The sequence below is a fragment of the Hydrotalea sandarakina genome, from assembly GCF_003254115.1.
Lineage (GTDB): Bacteria > Bacteroidota > Bacteroidia > Chitinophagales > Chitinophagaceae > Hydrotalea > Hydrotalea sandarakina.
On the sequence record NZ_QKZV01000006.1, the window covers coordinates 186,276 to 203,222 of the forward strand.

Sequence of the window (16,947 nt, forward strand, 5' to 3'; positions counted from 1 at the left end):
AACTGTTTATTTTTGTCTTCATCAATGCAACAGAAAATTTGAAATTGACTGATTAATAATTTGCTTTTGAAAAAACTACTTCCTTTATTTAGGCAACTAGATAGCATTATTGCTGCAATATTGGGTTTTTATTTTGTGCAGGCTTTAACCCGACATGGCGGAATTGGCGTTTCACCGGATTCAATCATGTACACTAGTGTTGCCAGGAATTTAACGCAAGGCAATGGTTTTTTGCAGTTTGATGCTAAACCACTTACTATGTTTCCGGTTGCCTTCCCTTATTTCTTGCATATTATTATGTTAATAAGCGGGAAAGACATTATTCCCATTGCTCCAATTGTTACCGGCTTTTTATTTGCTGCCACTATTTTATTAGCAGGATTTATTTTAGAAAAAGCCGTTCCGAAATATCGTATCATTAAAATTATTGCACTACTGCTTATTATTACAAACCCTGCATTGCTAGAGGTTTTTAGTATGCTTTGGTCGGAAACATTGTTTATTTTTTTAATTACACTTTTCAGTGCTTTTCAAGTTTTATATTTAAAAAACAATACGTTTACACTGTTATTTATCAGTGCTATCATTGCCGGCATTGCAGCTATAACTCGTTATGCAGGTATTACTGTTATTGCATCAGGATGTTTTATTACTTTTTTCGCCATTCCCCAAAACTGGAAAGTAAAATGGATACATACCTTATTGTTTGGATGTATTAGCAGCAGTTTTTTAATTATTAATTTATTGAGCAATTTTTTACAATCGGGTTATTTAACCGGCAAGCGATTACCTGCCGATACCAGTTTATTAGATAATTTACAATTGTATGGCAGCGTTATTACCGGTTGGATTGGGAATGATGCTCCGCCATTATGGCTGGCATTATTAATGGGCCTTTTGCTGATAGTAGCGTCAGTAATTTTTTTGCTGTTAAATGTTTTTTCAAAGAATAAGTCTCCCAATACTATTGTCTCCATTACGGCTGCCAGTTTCTTAAGCATTTACGTTTTGTTCATTCTGGTGTCTTCTACGCTATCGAATTATGACGATATTAATAATCGTTTATTATCGCCGGTAGTTATTGCATTTTTTACACTATTAAGCATTATTGCAGCCAAAGTTTTAGAAAACAAATCTGCTCAGTTCCATTTAAACATTGCCCTATTTTTCATACTATCGTTATTAGCACTAACAGGAAATTTAACTAGCGACAAAACTTCATTACAAAATAACCAGGATGCAGGTATTGGTGGATATGCCGAAGATTACTGGAAAGCCTCAGAAATATTGCATTTTTTAAAAACAAGTACATTTGCCGACACATCTAAGATTCCCATTTACAGTAATGATAATGCAGCTATTTATTATTTCACCGGCAAACATGCCAAAACACTGCCCGAACTTACACATGAAAGAGAATTAGATGTATTTGTTCAATCGCCGGCCATTTATGTTATTTGGTTAAACAGTGGTGCCAATCCCGATTTAATTGAAGACAAAGAATTGAAAACAATAAAAAATTGTAAGCCGGTATTTACATTTGCAGATGGCATTATTTATAAATGCACTCCCATTCAACCGCCTATTTTAGAAAATCAAGATACTTTAAAATAATATGTCAGAAAATTTTATAAAAGCTACCGGAAATAAACAACAGCAATACAATAACTTATTGCCACAAATTGCAGGAATAGTAGAAGGTGAAACTGATTTAATTGCCAATTTAGCCAATATTACCGCCATGTTAAAAGAACAATTTAACTGGTTGTGGGTAGGCTTTTATTGGGTTAAAGAAAATATGTTGGTATTAGGCCCGTTCCAGGGCCCCATAGCTTGTACACGCATTCAAAAAGGAAAAGGCGTATGTGGCACAGCCTGGCAACAAGCCAATACCGTTATTGTACCCGATGTAAATGCTTTCCCCGGGCATATTGCCTGCAGCAGCCTTTCTCAATCCGAAATCGTCGTACCCATTATTCACAAAGGTGAAGTGGTTGGTGTTTTAGATGTAGATGCCGATACTGTCAACCAGTTTGACGAAACTGATAAACTGTACTTAGAACAAATTGTACAGCTCATCCCTTTACCATAAAAATACTTAATCTTCTATTTGAATATTTTTACAGCCATTGGTTTCATAAACAGGCTGCTTGGCAATAATATGTACATTTTTCAAATACAAATTGGCTGCATTTTCACAACTAAAACCCGTTTTTGAACCAATAACCATATTTTGAAAGTGCAGATCTTGAATGAAAGCATTGGGCATGCCTCTTATACTAACTGCTTTTGCTGCACCATTACAATAAATGTTGTTAAAATAGAAATTAGAAAAATTGGGGATCTTATCTGATGCCTCCTGGCTAAGCGTTGACTTTTCCTTACCGGCAGGCATATCTTCATAATATGTATCAAAACCTATTGCTTCATTCACTATGTTGGCCATATAAATATTTTGTACATAAATATTTTTTACCAAACCTCCTCGCCCTGCATTACTTTTTACACGAATACCCATATCAGTGCCAATAAAACTGCAATTATTTACCCAAACATTTTGCATACCGCCATCTGTGTTACTTCCAATTACAAAACCACCATGTGCATGATAAACAATGCAGTCGGCAATAATTACATTCGCTAATTCAGGCACACCGGGCGATTTTTCACCACTCGACTTCATGCAAATACCATCATCGCCGGCAGTTACGGTACACTTATAAATCAAAACATTCTTACACGAGCTTATATCAATGCCATCACCATTTTGTGCCCAATATTCATTATTCACTTGTACGTTTCTAATCACCAAATTGGTACAATGTTGCGGGTTCATAACAAAATTGGGCGAATTTTTAAAAGTTGGCCCATCTAATAATATCTTATCACAGTCAACAAATACAACCATTTTAGGTCTTAAAAAATCGCGGGCAGGTAAAAAATCGTCGGGCGATAAAACTGATTTGTTTTTTAAAAGCTGCAAATATTTTTCACCATTTAATGCCGCTTGGGATGGCCACCATATTTGTCCATTTTTGCTTAAAGCTCCCCCTCTTGACAAAAACTCATTCCATTGAATTTCTGATACCTTCGATTTTTTTACCGGACGCCAAGCCTCACCTGAACCATCAAAAATGCCGCCACCGGTAATAGATACATTGGTTAGTTTATAACCGTAAATGGGAGGATGTACAATAAAGTTTTTGGTTGTATTTTTTGATGCAGGAATAATGGGGTATGCACTTCTATCAGGGGTAAACAAAACAATCGCACCGGTTGCAACATGTAAATTAATATTACTTTTTAAGGCTATAGGTCCTGTTAACCACAAACCCGGTGGCACTAAAACTGTTCCACCACCCGCTTTATTGCATGCTTCTATGGCTGCCTGAAAAGCCGCTGTATTCAATGCCTGCCCATTGCCTATTGCACCAAAGTTCATTATATTAAAGACTTGCGTTGGTATGTTTGGCAATTGCACCTCGGGCATGGCAAATGGGGTTTGTTTGCAGTATGCAGCTATTGTGGTATCCTGCGCCCTCAACTGTTGAAAATTAATACAAGTTATTATTAAACCGAGTAGAATCCATTTTTGCACTTGAATAATTTTGTGTGTTTTTATTGCTGTATTCATAGAATCAAATAAAAGTTATTTAACATGATTAGGTATTCAAAACTATTGTGCATTAAAAAAACAACATAATATTTCTACGGAAACGTTCCCGAACCATTACAGTTTGACCAATATGTTATGCTGAAGTTGGTAAATTTGCCAAAGTTTTGAACTATTGCACGCAAAATATAGTTATGAATAGGCTGTTTTGCTAAATCAATCAAATTATTAAAAATTATTAACAAAGGTTCATGAAGCAGTTTAATGTACCGCATTTTTACAGAAGCAATCTTATTAGCACCATAAAAAACTTTAGAAAAAAAGCTGATAAACTAAAAAAGGACTTTTCACCAACTTTACTTGATTTTGGCCCCTTACAAATTTATTTGGCCAGACATTTTGGGTTTTGTTATGGTGTTGAAAATGCCATTGAAATTGCCTTTGAAACCATTGCAGCCAATAGCGGCAAACGCATTTTTTTGTTAAGTGAAATGATTCATAACCCACAGGTAAATGAAGATTTAAAGGCAGCAGGTGTTGAATTTTTACAAGATAATTTAGGTAATCAACTTATTCCCTTTGAAACACTTACTCCCAACGATATTGTACTCATTCCTGCATTTGGCACTACTTTAGCCATTGAAAAAATATTGCATGAAAAAGGAATAGTTACCGAACATTATAATACCACTTGCCCTTTTGTTGAAAAGGTTTGGAACAGAAGCGAACAGATTGCTGAAAAAGGCTATACCATAGTAATACATGGGAAACCTAAACATGAGGAAACAAGAGCCACCTTTTCACATGCAGCTGCCCATACCGCCACTGTAATTGTAAATGATATGGCTGAAGCTGTTTTACTGGGTGAATTCATTACCGGACAAAAACCACCTGAAACTTTTTATGAAACATTTAAAGGGCAATATTCAGAGGGCTTTGATGTTAGCAAACATTTGCAAAAAATTGGTGTAGTGAATCAAACTACTCAATTAGCAACCGATACACAAGCTATAGCTGATTATCTAAAGCAAGTAATGGTGAAGCACTATCAACTAACAGAAAATAATATTGGTGAAAGATTTGCCGATACCCGCGATACCTTATGTTATGCCACTAATGATAATCAAACTGCTGTTACCGGCATGCTAAATACACCGGCTGATGTAGCAATAGTAATTGGTGGTTACAAAAGCAGCAACACTTCTCATTTGGTGGAATTGTGCGAAAAACGGTTACCAACTTATTTTATAGGTGGAGCAGATAAAATTATAAATGAAAACACCATCATTCATTGCAACTGGGAAACAAAAGAAATTCAAACTATCTCTAATTTCTTGCCTAATAAGAACCCTTTAAAAATACTTGTTACCAGTGGGGCGAGTTGCCCGGATAGTATAGTGGAAGCAGTTATTACTAAGTTACATGGCTTCTTCCCTGAAGCTGCAACTATGGAAGCAATAATGCAACAATTTCAATCATAAAAAATACAAACGCCCTTCTAAATCATTATTTAGAAGGGCGTTTTAAATATTCAACAGAGAGAAAACTACTTTTTCTTAGTAGTATCCATTGCTTTTTTAGCAGTATCCATTGACATTGGAGCCATGCTAGAATCTTTTTTAGTTGTATCCATTGCAGCAGGAGCAGTGGTTTGAGTAGAATCGGCTTTGGCCTCTTTGTTTTCGCCGCTGTTGCAAGCTACAAAACCTGCGATAGCTAAAAGAGCTAATAATTTTTTCATTGTACTTGTTTTTTAAAATTTTAAAATTTGCGCAAATATAAAGTTCGCACTGTAAATACACAAAATTTAACGATATTTTTTGTTATTTATTTTTTCCGGAAAAAAATTCTAATAGGTACCCCCCTGAAGTTAAAATGCTTCCTTAGCTGATTTTCCAAGTAATTTTTATAGGGCATTTTAATATCATCGGGGAAATTCGTAAAAAATGCAAAAGAAGGAACTACAGTTGGTAACTGTGTTACATATTTAATTTTTACGGCACGCCCCCTTACTACAGGTGCATGGTAAGCTTCAACAGCCTTTAACATTACATCGTTTAATTTAGATGTGCTTATTTTTTGCTGTTTATTTTCAAAAACCTCAATTCCTGTATCAAGCACTTTCAGCAAACGGGTTTTTTCTAAAGCCGAAATAAATAGAATGGGAACATCCGTAAAAGGAGCCATTTTTTCTTTCAATTTCTTTTCATAATCACGGGCAGTATTGGTATTTTTCTCCATTAAGTCCCATTTGTTTACTACCACCACTATGCCCTTACCTTTTCTTGTAGCTAAGCTAAATAAAGCAACATCTTGGGCATTCATTCCATTTTGAGCATCAATAAGTAATAAACATACATCAGCCTCATCCATGGCATTAATAGCCCTTATAACGGAATAAAATTCAAGGTCGTCTTTCTCTGTATTTTTTTTGCGAATACCTGCCGTATCAATCAAAATACATTCTTTATTGAATAAATTATAGTGGGTATGAATGGTATCGCGAGTGGTACCGGCCACATTGCTTACAATAGTTCTCTCCTGCCCCAGTAATGCATTTAGCAAAGATGATTTACCTACATTCGGTTGCCCTATAATTGCCAGTTTAGGAATATGTTTTGTTTCTTTTGATTCTGTTTCCAATTCGTCGGGTATATTGGCTACCACCGCATCTAACAATTCGCCCGTGCCGGTACCACTTATGCTGCTTAAAGTATATATTTCGTCAAAACCAAGACTATAAAATTCTGTTGCCTCCAAAGCTCTTTGGCTATTGTCTACTTTATTTACTGCCAAAAAAACCGGTTTTTTTGATACGCGAAGCAAATTGGCCATTGCATCATCCAAATCTGTAATTCCAACGGCAACATCTACCATAAAAATAATAGCATCTGCTTCATCTATGGCTATTTTTACTTGCTTGCGTATTTCTTTTTCAAATATATCATCTGAATTATGTACAAAACCGCCGGTATCAACAACGTTAAATGTTTTTCCTGCCCATTCAGCCATACCATACTGACGGTCGCGGGTAACGCCGCTTTCATCATCAACAATGGCTTTCCGTTGTTCAATTAACCGATTAAACAAAGTACTTTTTCCCACATTTGGCCTTCCAACTATTGCTACTGTATAGCCCATATATCACGTTTTTCGGGGTGTAAAAATTAATAATAACCAAATTCTTTTAAATACAATTCATTATCACGCCATTTGGGGCGCACTTTTACAAATAATTCTAAAAAAACCTTCCTACCCAAAAATGCCTCAATATCCTTTCGTGCCAGGGTACCAATGGCTTTTATTTTGCTACCTTGGTGACCTATGATAATTGACTTTTGAGAATCTCTATTCACAATGATATCTGCCTGAATTTTAATCAATGTTTCTTTTTCCTTAAACTCATTTACCATTACCGCTACCTGGTAAGGAATTTCTTCTTCAAACAAAGTATATACCTTTTCTCTTATCAATTCGCCTACAAAAAAACGAGTTGGCAAATCGCTTAATTCATCTTCCGGATAAAAAGGTTCGCCTTCGGGCAAATAATCTACTATCGCATCTAATAACTTAACAGTATTGGTTTGCTGCAATGCAGCAATGGCAATTACTTTTTGTGCATACTTTTTTTGCTCAAAAAAATGAACGGCATTTTGTAATACCTCGTTACTTACTTTATCAATTTTGTTTAAAACAATAATAGTGGGCACTTTTAAATGAAGACTTTCAAACAAAGCATCATTTTCAGCCCAATCGTCAGCAACATCAACCAATAATAAAGCTACATCAGCATCTTCTAAAGCACTTTTCACAGCTGCCATCATTTTTTCATGCAGTTTATATTTTGCTTCAATTATGCCGGGCGTATCGGAGAAAACAATTTGATATTCATTGGGTTTGTTTAAAAATCCTTTTATTCGATGCCGGGTAGTTTGCACCTTAGGTGAAACAATGGCCAATTTTTCGCCCAACAAAGCATTTAATAAAGTGCTTTTACCTGCATTGGGTTTTCCAAAAATGCCAACAAATCCCGCTTTCATATCAAATAGTATCGTTTTAAAACAGTAAAAGCCTCATGTGATGAGGCTTTTGAAAATTGGTTGCGAGGGGGGGAATCGAACCTCCGACCTTCGGGTTATGAGCCCGACGAGCTACCGCTGCTCTACCTCGCGATTTAATTGAGTTGCAAAATTAAGGATAGCGAGGAGAACTTCCAAATCAAATTTATTATTTGTCTTCTTTTTTAATGGAAGAAGCGCCGCTCGATTCTATATTTTGGATAACGGGGTTGCCTTTATATCGAATAGTACTTGCCCCACTGGCTTCTAATTTGGTGAAGGCTTTTTCAACATTTACGCGAATATTAGAAGCACCTGAAGCAGAAGCCTCACAGTTAGAAGCAGTTAAATCATACCCCTTTAATACACTGGCTCCGCTTACTTCAATTTTTAAATTATTTACTTGCCCTTTGAGTGTAGCATTGGAAGCACCACTTAAATCAATATTTAATTCACCAACATTAAAACCCCCTTTCACCACACTGGCTCCTGTTGCTGTAAGTTTTAATTGATTGCTCTTCACAGCATCCACCACATTTAATGAACTGGCACCGGACAAAACAATTTTATTAAGGTTAGCTAATGTAACATAAGCTTTAATTTTTTTGTCGGTCCAATTCCATTTATTCCAAAAGCCACTTTCGGTATAAATGTGCAAAACGCCATTTTTAACTTGTGTAATTACTTTCGATTTATCCCCACCTTCGGCACTTATGGCCACGGCATTGGTATTACCTTGCGACAAATAAACTGTAATTGCCCCAGACACATCAATGCCAGTAAAATCGCCCACTTTTCTTACTTCTGCATTGGCATCATAAACCAAATTCTTTACTTCCTGTGCATTAACCAGGGCAATTGTAAAAATGCTAAATAAGCTAATTATCAATTTTTTCATAATTAAATGTTTTAAAACGAATGATTTTCAATAGAACGTTGCGCACCAAAAAAAAGTTACAGCTATTTTTCATTTTTCTTAACTAATTTTGCTGTCGATTTTATTCCTCGGGGTGCTGGATAGCACAAATGGGTATACACATTTGTTTTTTATCCGGCTGAGATAATACCCGTTGAACCTGAACAGGGTAATTCCTGCGAAGGGAAGGTGTACTGCTTATTTAGTCAGCCTCTCCACTAGCAATACTTCCCTGTTCCCAAATTTTTTAACCTTTTAATTTTTAAAAAAATGAAATTCATTTTGGGAACAATGGTATGCATTCTATCATTTTCAGGCCTATTCAGCCAAACAAAACAACACCCGTCTCTTTCGGGTATCATTGTTGATGAACAAACAAAAAAACCGATTGCAGGCGCTGTTATTACCATTCAAAACCGCACCACAACTTCCGGCGATGACGGACATTTTCTTATTCGGAATTTAATTCCTGGGAAATCGAGCATTACCGTAAATAGTTTGGGGTTTGAAAAATATACCAACACCATTAACCTTGCAAAAGAAGGCACCACATTACAAATTGCCCTTAAAGGATACAACTTGTTTTTACAACCATTAGAAGTAAAAGCCATTAGGGCCGGTAGTAAAGCACCGTTTGCAGTTACCAATATTAATGAACAAGAAATTGCCAAAACAAACCTTGGGCAGGATATTCCTTTTTTGCTCAACCAAACATCATCGGTATTTGTAAATTCCGATGCAGGTAATGGTATTGGTTATACCGACATTCACATACGTGGAACAGATGCCACACGCATTAATGTTACTTTGAATGGCATTCCTTATAATGATGCAGAAAGCCAAGGCACTTATTGGGTTGATTTACCTGACTTTGCTTCCTCATTAAATAGTATCCAAATTCAACGTGGTGTTGGAACATCCTCAAATGGAACAGGTGCATTTGGTGCAACTATTAATCTTTCTACCAATGAATTTCATGAAAAACCCTATGCGGAAGTAAACAACAGCTACGGTTCTTTTAATTCCTGGAAAAATACGCTTAAAGTTGGCAGTGGCTTGTTAAATGGGCATTTTACTGTTGATGCAAGATTAAGTAAAATTAGTAGCGACGGCTATATTGATCGTGCCAGTTCCTTATTGCAATCATTCGCATTATCAACTGCTTATATTAACAAAAAAACATCTATTAGATTCAATATTTTTTCAGGAAAAGAAAAAACTTATCAAGCTTGGTATGGTGTACCCGACAGTTTATTAGCTACGGATAGAACCTACAATCCTGCCGGTACTGAAAAACCCGGTACACCCTATGATAACCAAACAGACAATTACCAACAAGACCATTACCAATTGTTTTTTAATCAGGAGTTGAATAATAACTGGAGCTTTAATACGGCTTTGTTTATGACCTACGGACGTGGTTATTATGAAGAATATAAAGCTGCACAAAACTTTGCCGATTACGGATTAACACCATTTACAATAGGTAATACCGTATTAGACTCAACAGATTTAATTCGCAGACGTTGGCTAAACAATCATTTTTATGGACAGATTGGTTCTTTACAATACAAAACCAATAAAGACGAATTAACTTTTGGCGGTGGATGGACACGTTACGAGGGTAACCATTTTGGTAATGTTATTTGGGCACAATATGGCTTATATACACCTAATTATCAATATTATTTTTATCCTGCCGTAAAAACTGATGTTAATTTTTATACCAAATGGCAGCACAATTTTGCTAAATACTGGTATAGTTTTGCCGATGTACAATACCGTACCGTTACCCATACCATGAATGGTTTTGAAGGCAATGGCAACTTAGATATCAGTAGAAAATTCAACTTTGTAAATCCTAAAGCCGGTATTACTTATAGCCACAATACTTGGCAAGCTTATTTCAGCTATGCTTTAGGAAATAAAGAGCCTAATCGTGATGATTTTCAAGCCAGCTTACAAGAACAACCTAAAGCAGAAACCTTACACGATTTTGAATTGGGTGTGAGCAAAAAAAATAGTCGTTTTAATTATAGTGCTGATTTGTATTATATGCTGTACAAAAATCAATTGGTTTTAACAGGCATTATTAATGATGTGGGTGCTTATACCCGTGTAAATGTACCTAACAGCTATAGAATGGGTATTGAACTGCAAGGTGCATATATTTTCAGTAAATGGATAAATGCACAAGCTAATTTTAGTTTAAGCAGAAATAAAATTAAAAGCTTCACCGAGTATATTGACAATTACGATACCGGAGGCCAAAATGCTGTTCAACATACCAATACAGATATTTCATTTTCACCTGACATGATTGGTGCGGCAACCATTAATATTATTCCCGAAAAAAATATTACGCTAAGCTTTCTTAGCAAATATGTTAGCAAACAGTATATGGACAATACACAAAATGAAGCCAGAAGTTTAGCCGGATTTTTTACAGAAACATTCCGTGCCAATTATACTGTAAAAAACTTTGTATTTAAAGAGTGGAATTTTATATTGCAAATAAACAATATATTCAACAAGTTATATGAGCCCAATGGCTATACCTACAGTTATATCAGCAATAATCATTTATATACTGACAATAACTATTTCCCAATGGCGGGCACTAACTATATGTTGGCTGTAAACATTTCACTTTAAAAAATTACCAAAAGGGATTCGTGTATGTAAACACGAATCTCTTTTTATTGAATTTATCGGCCAAATTTAGCTTCCCAAGCCAACATGCCACCGGCCAAATTGGTTACATTTTCAAAACCAAACTGTTCTAATAGCATGGCAGCCTGCATACTGCGGTTACCGCTGCGGCAGTAAACAATTACGGGTTCAGTCTTTAAGTTGTCAATGCTTTCTATTTGCATGGTTTGCACCTTACCCAAAGGCAACAAAATACCACCAATATTAAAGTCGGCATTTTCGTGTGGCTCACGCACGTCAATTAGGTTTAACTTTTCCCCTTTATCCATTTTTAATTTAAGTTCATCAACTGAAATTACGTTCATAGACTATTTTTTTATGATGATTAGTTTCTTAATGCTGAGTCGCGAACAGGTGGCGGGGTATTGCTAATGAACACATCAACGACCTGGCCTTGACGAATGAGATTATGCACTTTATTACCCGGACCCGCTTCGGTAAATACTTCAGGTATTTGTTTAACTATGTAAGCATTAGTTGTATCAGTAACATTATCCATAGGGACAATAGAACCTATGTTAATATTCAGTGCATTTAATTGTGTACGGGCCTGCGCTAAAGTTAGACCAATTAAATCAGGAACTTGATACTGACCACTGCCAATACCACTGCCTAAAACAAAGCTAATTGTACTTCCTACAGGAAGCTTAGTACCTGGTTTAATAGATACCCCATTGAATTTCTGCTCTAATACGGCATTTCGAGCAATATCTGGCTTATAGGTTGTATCGCCCATTTTTAATCCTAATGTTTGCAAATACATTTGGGCACTTTTATAAGAAAAACCAACGAGATTTGGCATGGTAACTTCGGGGGCTGCCGCTCTGTTAATGGTTAAGTAAATAGTGCGGCCTTTTTTTACCTGTGCATCTGCATCAGGACTTTGTTTAGCTACAGCTAAAGCACCAATGGTATTATCGTATACCGAGTCAATTACCTGTACCTGGAAGCCTTTGGCAGTTAACGCTTGTGTTGCAGCTTGAATATTTTGACCAAGTACTGAGGGTACTTTTTCTACTTCATTGTGCTGAGTAATAAACGAAAGCATTTCAATAAAAATAAATAGTGCAACCAATACCAATCCAATGGCTACCAAAATATTTACCCAAAGTGGTTTATGCGTTATAAACTTAAACACGCTCAATGTTTGTTTTTTTGTGAATGTAATGGATTTTTATTAGTCAAAAGGTTACTATTTGTTAAAAGCGGCCTCAATTAGTTGTGTATAAAATTCTTGTAAACTCCAGCCCATTGCTTTCACCTGTTGTGGAACTATACTTGCCTCACTTTGTCCGGGTACGGTATTTACTTCCAACAAATAAGGTTTTTGAACAGCTTCATTCCATATAAAATCCATACGCACAATACCATTACAATTTAAAATGGCATATACATTTTTAGCGGTTGCTTCAAGTTGCTGCTGCCAGTTAAACGGTATTTGTGCGGGAGTTATTTCCCTACTTTTACCTTCATATTTCGCCTCATAATCAAAAAATTCTTTCTCTGCAATTACCTCAGTAATAGGTAACACAATAATATTGCCCTCTTTATTTTTAAAAACACCAATAGTAAATTCACGTCCGGCAATATATTCTTCCACTAAAACCTGATTATCTTCTTTAAAGGCCTTTTCAATGGCAGGCAATAGTTCATGAGTATTGTTTACTTTACTCATACCAATACTACTACCACCATTATTTGGTTTTACAAATACCGGGAGTTTTAATTGTTGTAAAATTTCTTGGTCAGAGTAGGCCGTATGTTTAAACAAATGCATACTTTTTGCAACAGAAATGCCACTAAAAGCAGCTACTGCAACGGTGTACCGTTTATTAAAAGTTATAGCTGATGTTGCGGCATCACAACTGGTATAAGGTATTTGCAACATATCAAAATAGCCCTGTAATTTACCATCTTCACCGGGTGTTCCGTGAATGCAAAATAAAATACAATCAAATTGTATGCATTTACCGGCTATATTAATTGAAAAATCGGCTTTATTTACAGCAATTTTTGCTTGCCCATCAGCAGTGTACCACCATCCATCTTTTGCAATATCAATTACATAAACTTCATAATTGTCCTTATTAATGTTTGCTTCTACAGTTTTAGCGCTTTTGTAACTAATTACAGCTTCACCACTATAACCACCGGTAACCAAAGCAATTTTCTTTTTCATAGATTTTTATTTCCAATTAATTTACAATGCGTAATAATGCATATTAGAACACATGGCTTATTGCCTATTAAAAACGCTCAAATATAATAACTTAACCAAGAAACTTTAAATTGGCATACTTGCAATACAGGCACATAAAAAAGGTGAAGAAACCTATAGCTTCTTCACCTTATTCAAGGCGGGAAATATCACCCACCGTTAATGAATGTTACCTTACGGTAGCATTTTTATTGTGCAATAAAGGTACTAAGCTTTACCGGATAAAAAATTAATTTTTTGCACATTAAACCAGCAAAATTGTTAAATGTGTAGCCGCTCTTTTTTAGCCATTAAGCTTTCCACGGTTTCTTTATACATTTCATCGGGAACACAACAATCAACCGGACAAACAGAGGCACATTGGGGCTCTTCATGAAAGCCTTGACATTCAGTGCATTTATTTGGAACAATATAATAGGTATCAGTTGAAAGAGGCGCAAAACGTTGATTGGCATCCACTACTGTTCCATCCATTAAGGTGTAGCTGCCTTTAACGGTAGTGCCATCGGCAATAGCCCATTCTACCCCACCTTCATAAATGGCATTATTTGGGCACTCGGGCTCACAAGCTCCGCAGTTAATACATTCATCGGTAATTTTAATGGCCATAACTGTAATTTTGAGGTTTTAAAGATGTAACAAATTTAAACGCAAAAGCAATTCAACAAATGGATTTATTACAAAGAATTCAATTAATGGAACAATTAGGGGTTTATATGCAGCAAAATAATCCTGAATGGATATCGGCTAAACTGCGAGCAAGCCAAGTAAACCCTTGGTTTTTACCCGAATTTATTGAATCGGCTGTTCAAAACATTTATTCACAATTTCTGAATGCCAACAAATTAAGCAACTGGGTTAAAAAATACTATCCCAACAATACTGCATCTTCCCCCAAAAATATAGGTATTGTTATGGCAGGCAATATACCATTAGTGGGTTTTCACGACTTTCTGTGTGTGTTTATAAGCGGCCATAAAGCAACTATTAAAGCATCCTCTAAAGACGAAATATTAATTAAACACTTAGTTGAAAAATTAATTCAATGGGCACCGGAATTAAAAGAATCCATTTCCTTTGCTGAACAATTAAAAAATTGTGATGCCTATATTGCAACAGGTAGCAATAACAGCAGTCGTTATTTTGATTATTATTTTGGAAAATATCCAAATATTATTCGTCGAAATCGTACATCGGTAGCTGTTTTAACAGGCAATGAAAATAAAGATGCATTAAGCCGATTAGCTACCGATATTCAACTTTATTTTGGCTTAGGTTGTAGAAATGTTACCAAATTGTATGTTCCGGAAAACTATGATTTTATTCCACTTTTACAAGCATTAAAAAAATATGACTACTATATGGATTTTCATAAGTACAAACACAATTATGACTATCAATTAGCAGTACTTATTATGAGTAACCAATTATACATGACGAATGAATCGGTACTATTGGTTGAAAAAGAAGCCTTATTTTCACCCGTTGCACAAATCCATTACAGTTATTATGATAATGCAAGTGAATTGTATGAAACTTTACAAATGAACACAGACATACAATGTATAGTTGGCCAGAATTATGTTGGCTTTGGTGAAGCACAAACACCCGGTTTGTTTGATTATGCAGATGGTGTTGACACCATGGATTTTCTAAAAAAATTAAACAATACAACTATTCAATAGTCCTACCTGTTATTGTAAATTTGTAATGCTAGAAATGGAAATACGACAAGTATCGTAAATTATTTGTTAAATGGATATTTGCTAACAAAACTAATTAAATCCACTTCGTTACTTTGCTATACAATAACAATTAAAAACGATTAATGTGTATACTATGAAACTAAAAAATGTTCTTGCAATTGTGGCTATCAGCGCTGCAACTGCATTTTTAAGTGTGTGGGCATTTAGCCGTTATCAACAACACAAATATGCCGGTATTCAGGAGCCCGGAAAATTACCTGTAAACTATGCCGGTTTTTTTAGCGGCAATAATACAGCCTCCGACAATAGCTTTGACTTTACTCAAGCATGTGCTACAGCTACACCGGCAGTAGTGCATATTAAAACACGTACCAAAGCCAAACAAGTAAGCAATAATTTGCCTAAGAGAAACGATCCATTTAGCGATTTCTTTGGTGATAACATGTTTGGTGATCTTTTTGGAGGTATGGGACCACAAATTATTCCCGAGCAACGTGCCAGTGGTAGTGGAGTAATCATTAGTGAAGATGGTTATATTGTTACCAATAACCACGTAGTAGATGGTGCTGATGAAATTAATATAACCTTACCCAACAGCAAAACCTATAAAGCAACAGTTGTGGGCACTGACCCCAGCAGTGATATTGCTGTACTAAAGATTGATGCTAAGGGATTACCTTATTTAGTATATGGTAACAGTGATGATGCAAAATTAGGTCAATGGGTATTAGCTATCGGTTATCCTTTAACATTAGACGTAACTGTTACAGCAGGCATTATTAGTGCTAAAGCCAGAAATATTGGTATTAATTCTCGTCAAAGTTCTGCCCCTATTGAATCTTTTATCCAAACAGATGCAGCCGTGAACCCCGGTAATAGTGGTGGTGCTTTAATCAATACCCGTGGTGAATTAATTGGTATTAATTCTGCTATAGCATCACCAACCGGTTCTTATGCAGGGTACTCTTACGCAATTCCGGTAAATATTGTAAAAAAAGTAGTGAATGACATCATTAAGTATGGAACTGTACAACGTGCATTTTTAGGTATTTCTTACCCAAGAGAAGGCTTAACTGAAGAACAGAAAAAAGCAGAGGGAATTAAAGATATAGCAAATGGAATTTACGTTATGGATGTTCCTGCAGGTGGTGCAGCAGCAGAAGCCGGTATTAAAAAAGGCGATATTATTACCAGCATTAATGGTATTACTGTAACAACAGGCCCTGAAATGGTTGAACAGATTGCTCGTTATAAACCCGGTGATAAAATTATTTTAGGCTATATAAGAAATGGAGAACAAAAAACCGTATCTGTTATTCTTAAAAATAAAGCAGGCAATACCAATGTTGTTAAAGCAACCAATATTATGGATCGCTTAGGCGCTGACCTAGCCAACATTGATAAAAAAACAGCTGCTGCCAATAATTTGAATGGTGGTGTTTTGGTAAAGAAAATACAGCCAGGTAGTGCTATACAAAAATCACGCATTCAAGAAGGCTTTATCATAACAGCTGTAAATGGTATTGAGGTAAATACTATTGATGATTTGAAAGCTGCATTATCAAACTCAAGCAATAGTGGTACTGTTCGTTTCGATGGTATTTATCCGGGCTATGGTGATACCTACAGCTATCCTGTACGCATTGATGGAGGTGAATAAGCAATCATTATTCAAAATATAAACAAGAGAGGCTGCTTTAAAACTAGCAGCCTCTTTTCATTTT

15 protein-coding genes, 1 tRNA gene and 1 riboswitch are annotated in these 16,947 nt (G+C 35.7%); of the genes, 6 read left to right on the plus strand and 10 right to left on the minus strand.

The features are described from left to right. The first annotated feature begins 66 nt into the window (after window positions 1-66). Window positions 67-1,614 carry a hypothetical protein gene (locus tag LX80_RS10395; protein ID WP_111296090.1) on the plus strand — a complete coding sequence of 516 codons (1,548 nt, stop codon included), beginning with the start codon at window positions 67-69 and terminating at the stop codon, window positions 1,612-1,614. Between the two features lies 1 nt (window position 1,615). Next, entirely contained in the window at window positions 1,616-2,092 is a 477-nt protein-coding gene (locus tag LX80_RS10400) for a GAF domain-containing protein (protein ID WP_111296093.1), read from the plus strand. A 6-nt stretch (window positions 2,093-2,098) separates the two neighbouring features. On the opposite strand, the gene LX80_RS10405 is transcribed toward LX80_RS10400, so the two are convergent. Beyond that, window positions 2,099-3,634, minus strand: a complete 1,536-nt coding sequence (locus LX80_RS10405) for a glycoside hydrolase family 28 protein (protein ID WP_111296096.1) — start codon at window positions 3,632-3,634, stop codon at window positions 2,099-2,101. Between the two features lie 230 nt (window positions 3,635-3,864). On the opposite strand from LX80_RS10405, the gene LX80_RS10415 reads away from it, so the two are divergent. Beyond that, window positions 3,865-5,094, plus strand: a complete 1,230-nt coding sequence (locus tag LX80_RS10415) for a 4-hydroxy-3-methylbut-2-enyl diphosphate reductase (protein WP_111296101.1) — start codon at window positions 3,865-3,867, stop codon at window positions 5,092-5,094. Window positions 5,095-5,159: 65 nt separating this feature from the next. Here the strand turns inward: LX80_RS10415 and LX80_RS10420 are convergent, their stop codons facing one another. From LX80_RS10420 to LX80_RS10440, 5 genes are all read right to left on the minus strand, one after another. Beyond that, window positions 5,160-5,354, minus strand: a complete 195-nt coding sequence (locus tag LX80_RS10420) for a coproporphyrinogen III oxidase (protein WP_111296104.1) — start codon at window positions 5,352-5,354, stop codon at window positions 5,160-5,162. A gap of 86 nt (window positions 5,355-5,440) precedes the next feature. Further along, window positions 5,441-6,754, minus strand: a complete 1,314-nt coding sequence (der, locus tag LX80_RS10425; protein WP_111296106.1) for a ribosome biogenesis GTPase Der — start codon at window positions 6,752-6,754, stop codon at window positions 5,441-5,443. Between the two features lie 26 nt (window positions 6,755-6,780). After that, window positions 6,781-7,653 (minus strand): GTPase Era, encoded by an 873-nt coding sequence (gene era / locus LX80_RS10430; protein WP_111296109.1) that lies wholly within the window; start codon window positions 7,651-7,653, stop codon window positions 6,781-6,783. A gap of 57 nt (window positions 7,654-7,710) precedes the next feature. Further along, window positions 7,711-7,785: transfer RNA gene (locus LX80_RS10435), tRNA-Met, on the minus strand. A 55-nt stretch (window positions 7,786-7,840) separates the two neighbouring features. Then, window positions 7,841-8,569, minus strand: coding sequence for a head GIN domain-containing protein (locus LX80_RS10440; protein ID WP_111296112.1), 729 nt, complete (start codon window positions 8,567-8,569; stop codon window positions 7,841-7,843). Between the two features lie 98 nt (window positions 8,570-8,667). After that, window positions 8,668-8,791: riboswitch (TPP riboswitch) on the plus strand. Window positions 8,792-8,857: 66 nt separating this feature from the next. On the opposite strand from LX80_RS10440, the gene LX80_RS10445 reads away from it, so the two are divergent. Next, entirely contained in the window at window positions 8,858-11,242 is a 2,385-nt protein-coding gene (locus tag LX80_RS10445) for a TonB-dependent receptor (protein ID WP_111296115.1), read from the plus strand. A 53-nt stretch (window positions 11,243-11,295) separates the two neighbouring features. Here LX80_RS10445 and LX80_RS10450 read toward each other — a convergent pair whose 3' ends face one another. The 4 genes from LX80_RS10450 to LX80_RS10465 form a co-directional block, all read right to left on the minus strand. After that, window positions 11,296-11,604 (minus strand): rhodanese-like domain-containing protein, encoded by a 309-nt coding sequence (locus LX80_RS10450; protein ID WP_111296118.1) that lies wholly within the window; start codon window positions 11,602-11,604, stop codon window positions 11,296-11,298. Between the two features lie 20 nt (window positions 11,605-11,624). After that, entirely contained in the window at window positions 11,625-12,437 is an 813-nt protein-coding gene (locus LX80_RS10455; RefSeq protein ID WP_111296121.1) for a PASTA domain-containing protein, read from the minus strand. Between the two features lie 54 nt (window positions 12,438-12,491). Further along, the gene (locus LX80_RS10460; RefSeq protein WP_111296124.1) at window positions 12,492-13,478 is read right to left on the minus strand and encodes a D-alanine--D-alanine ligase; all 987 of its coding nucleotides are present in this window, start codon (window positions 13,476-13,478) and stop codon (window positions 12,492-12,494) included. A 300-nt stretch (window positions 13,479-13,778) separates the two neighbouring features. After that, window positions 13,779-14,126: a 4Fe-4S dicluster domain-containing protein gene (locus LX80_RS10465; protein WP_111296127.1), complete on the minus strand. Its 348-nt coding sequence runs from the start codon at window positions 14,124-14,126 to the stop codon at window positions 13,779-13,781. A gap of 59 nt (window positions 14,127-14,185) precedes the next feature. Here LX80_RS10465 and LX80_RS10470 point away from each other — a divergent pair, with 59 nt between their 5' ends. Together LX80_RS10470 and LX80_RS10475 are read left to right on the plus strand one after the other, a co-directional pair. Next, on the plus strand, window positions 14,186-15,202 hold the full coding sequence (locus LX80_RS10470) for an acyl-CoA reductase (RefSeq protein WP_111296130.1): 1,017 nt from the start codon (window positions 14,186-14,188) through the stop codon (window positions 15,200-15,202). A gap of 154 nt (window positions 15,203-15,356) precedes the next feature. Beyond that, window positions 15,357-16,883 carry a Do family serine endopeptidase gene (locus LX80_RS10475; RefSeq protein WP_111296231.1) on the plus strand — a complete coding sequence of 509 codons (1,527 nt, stop codon included), beginning with the start codon at window positions 15,357-15,359 and terminating at the stop codon, window positions 16,881-16,883. Window positions 16,884-16,947: the final 64 nt, after the last annotated feature.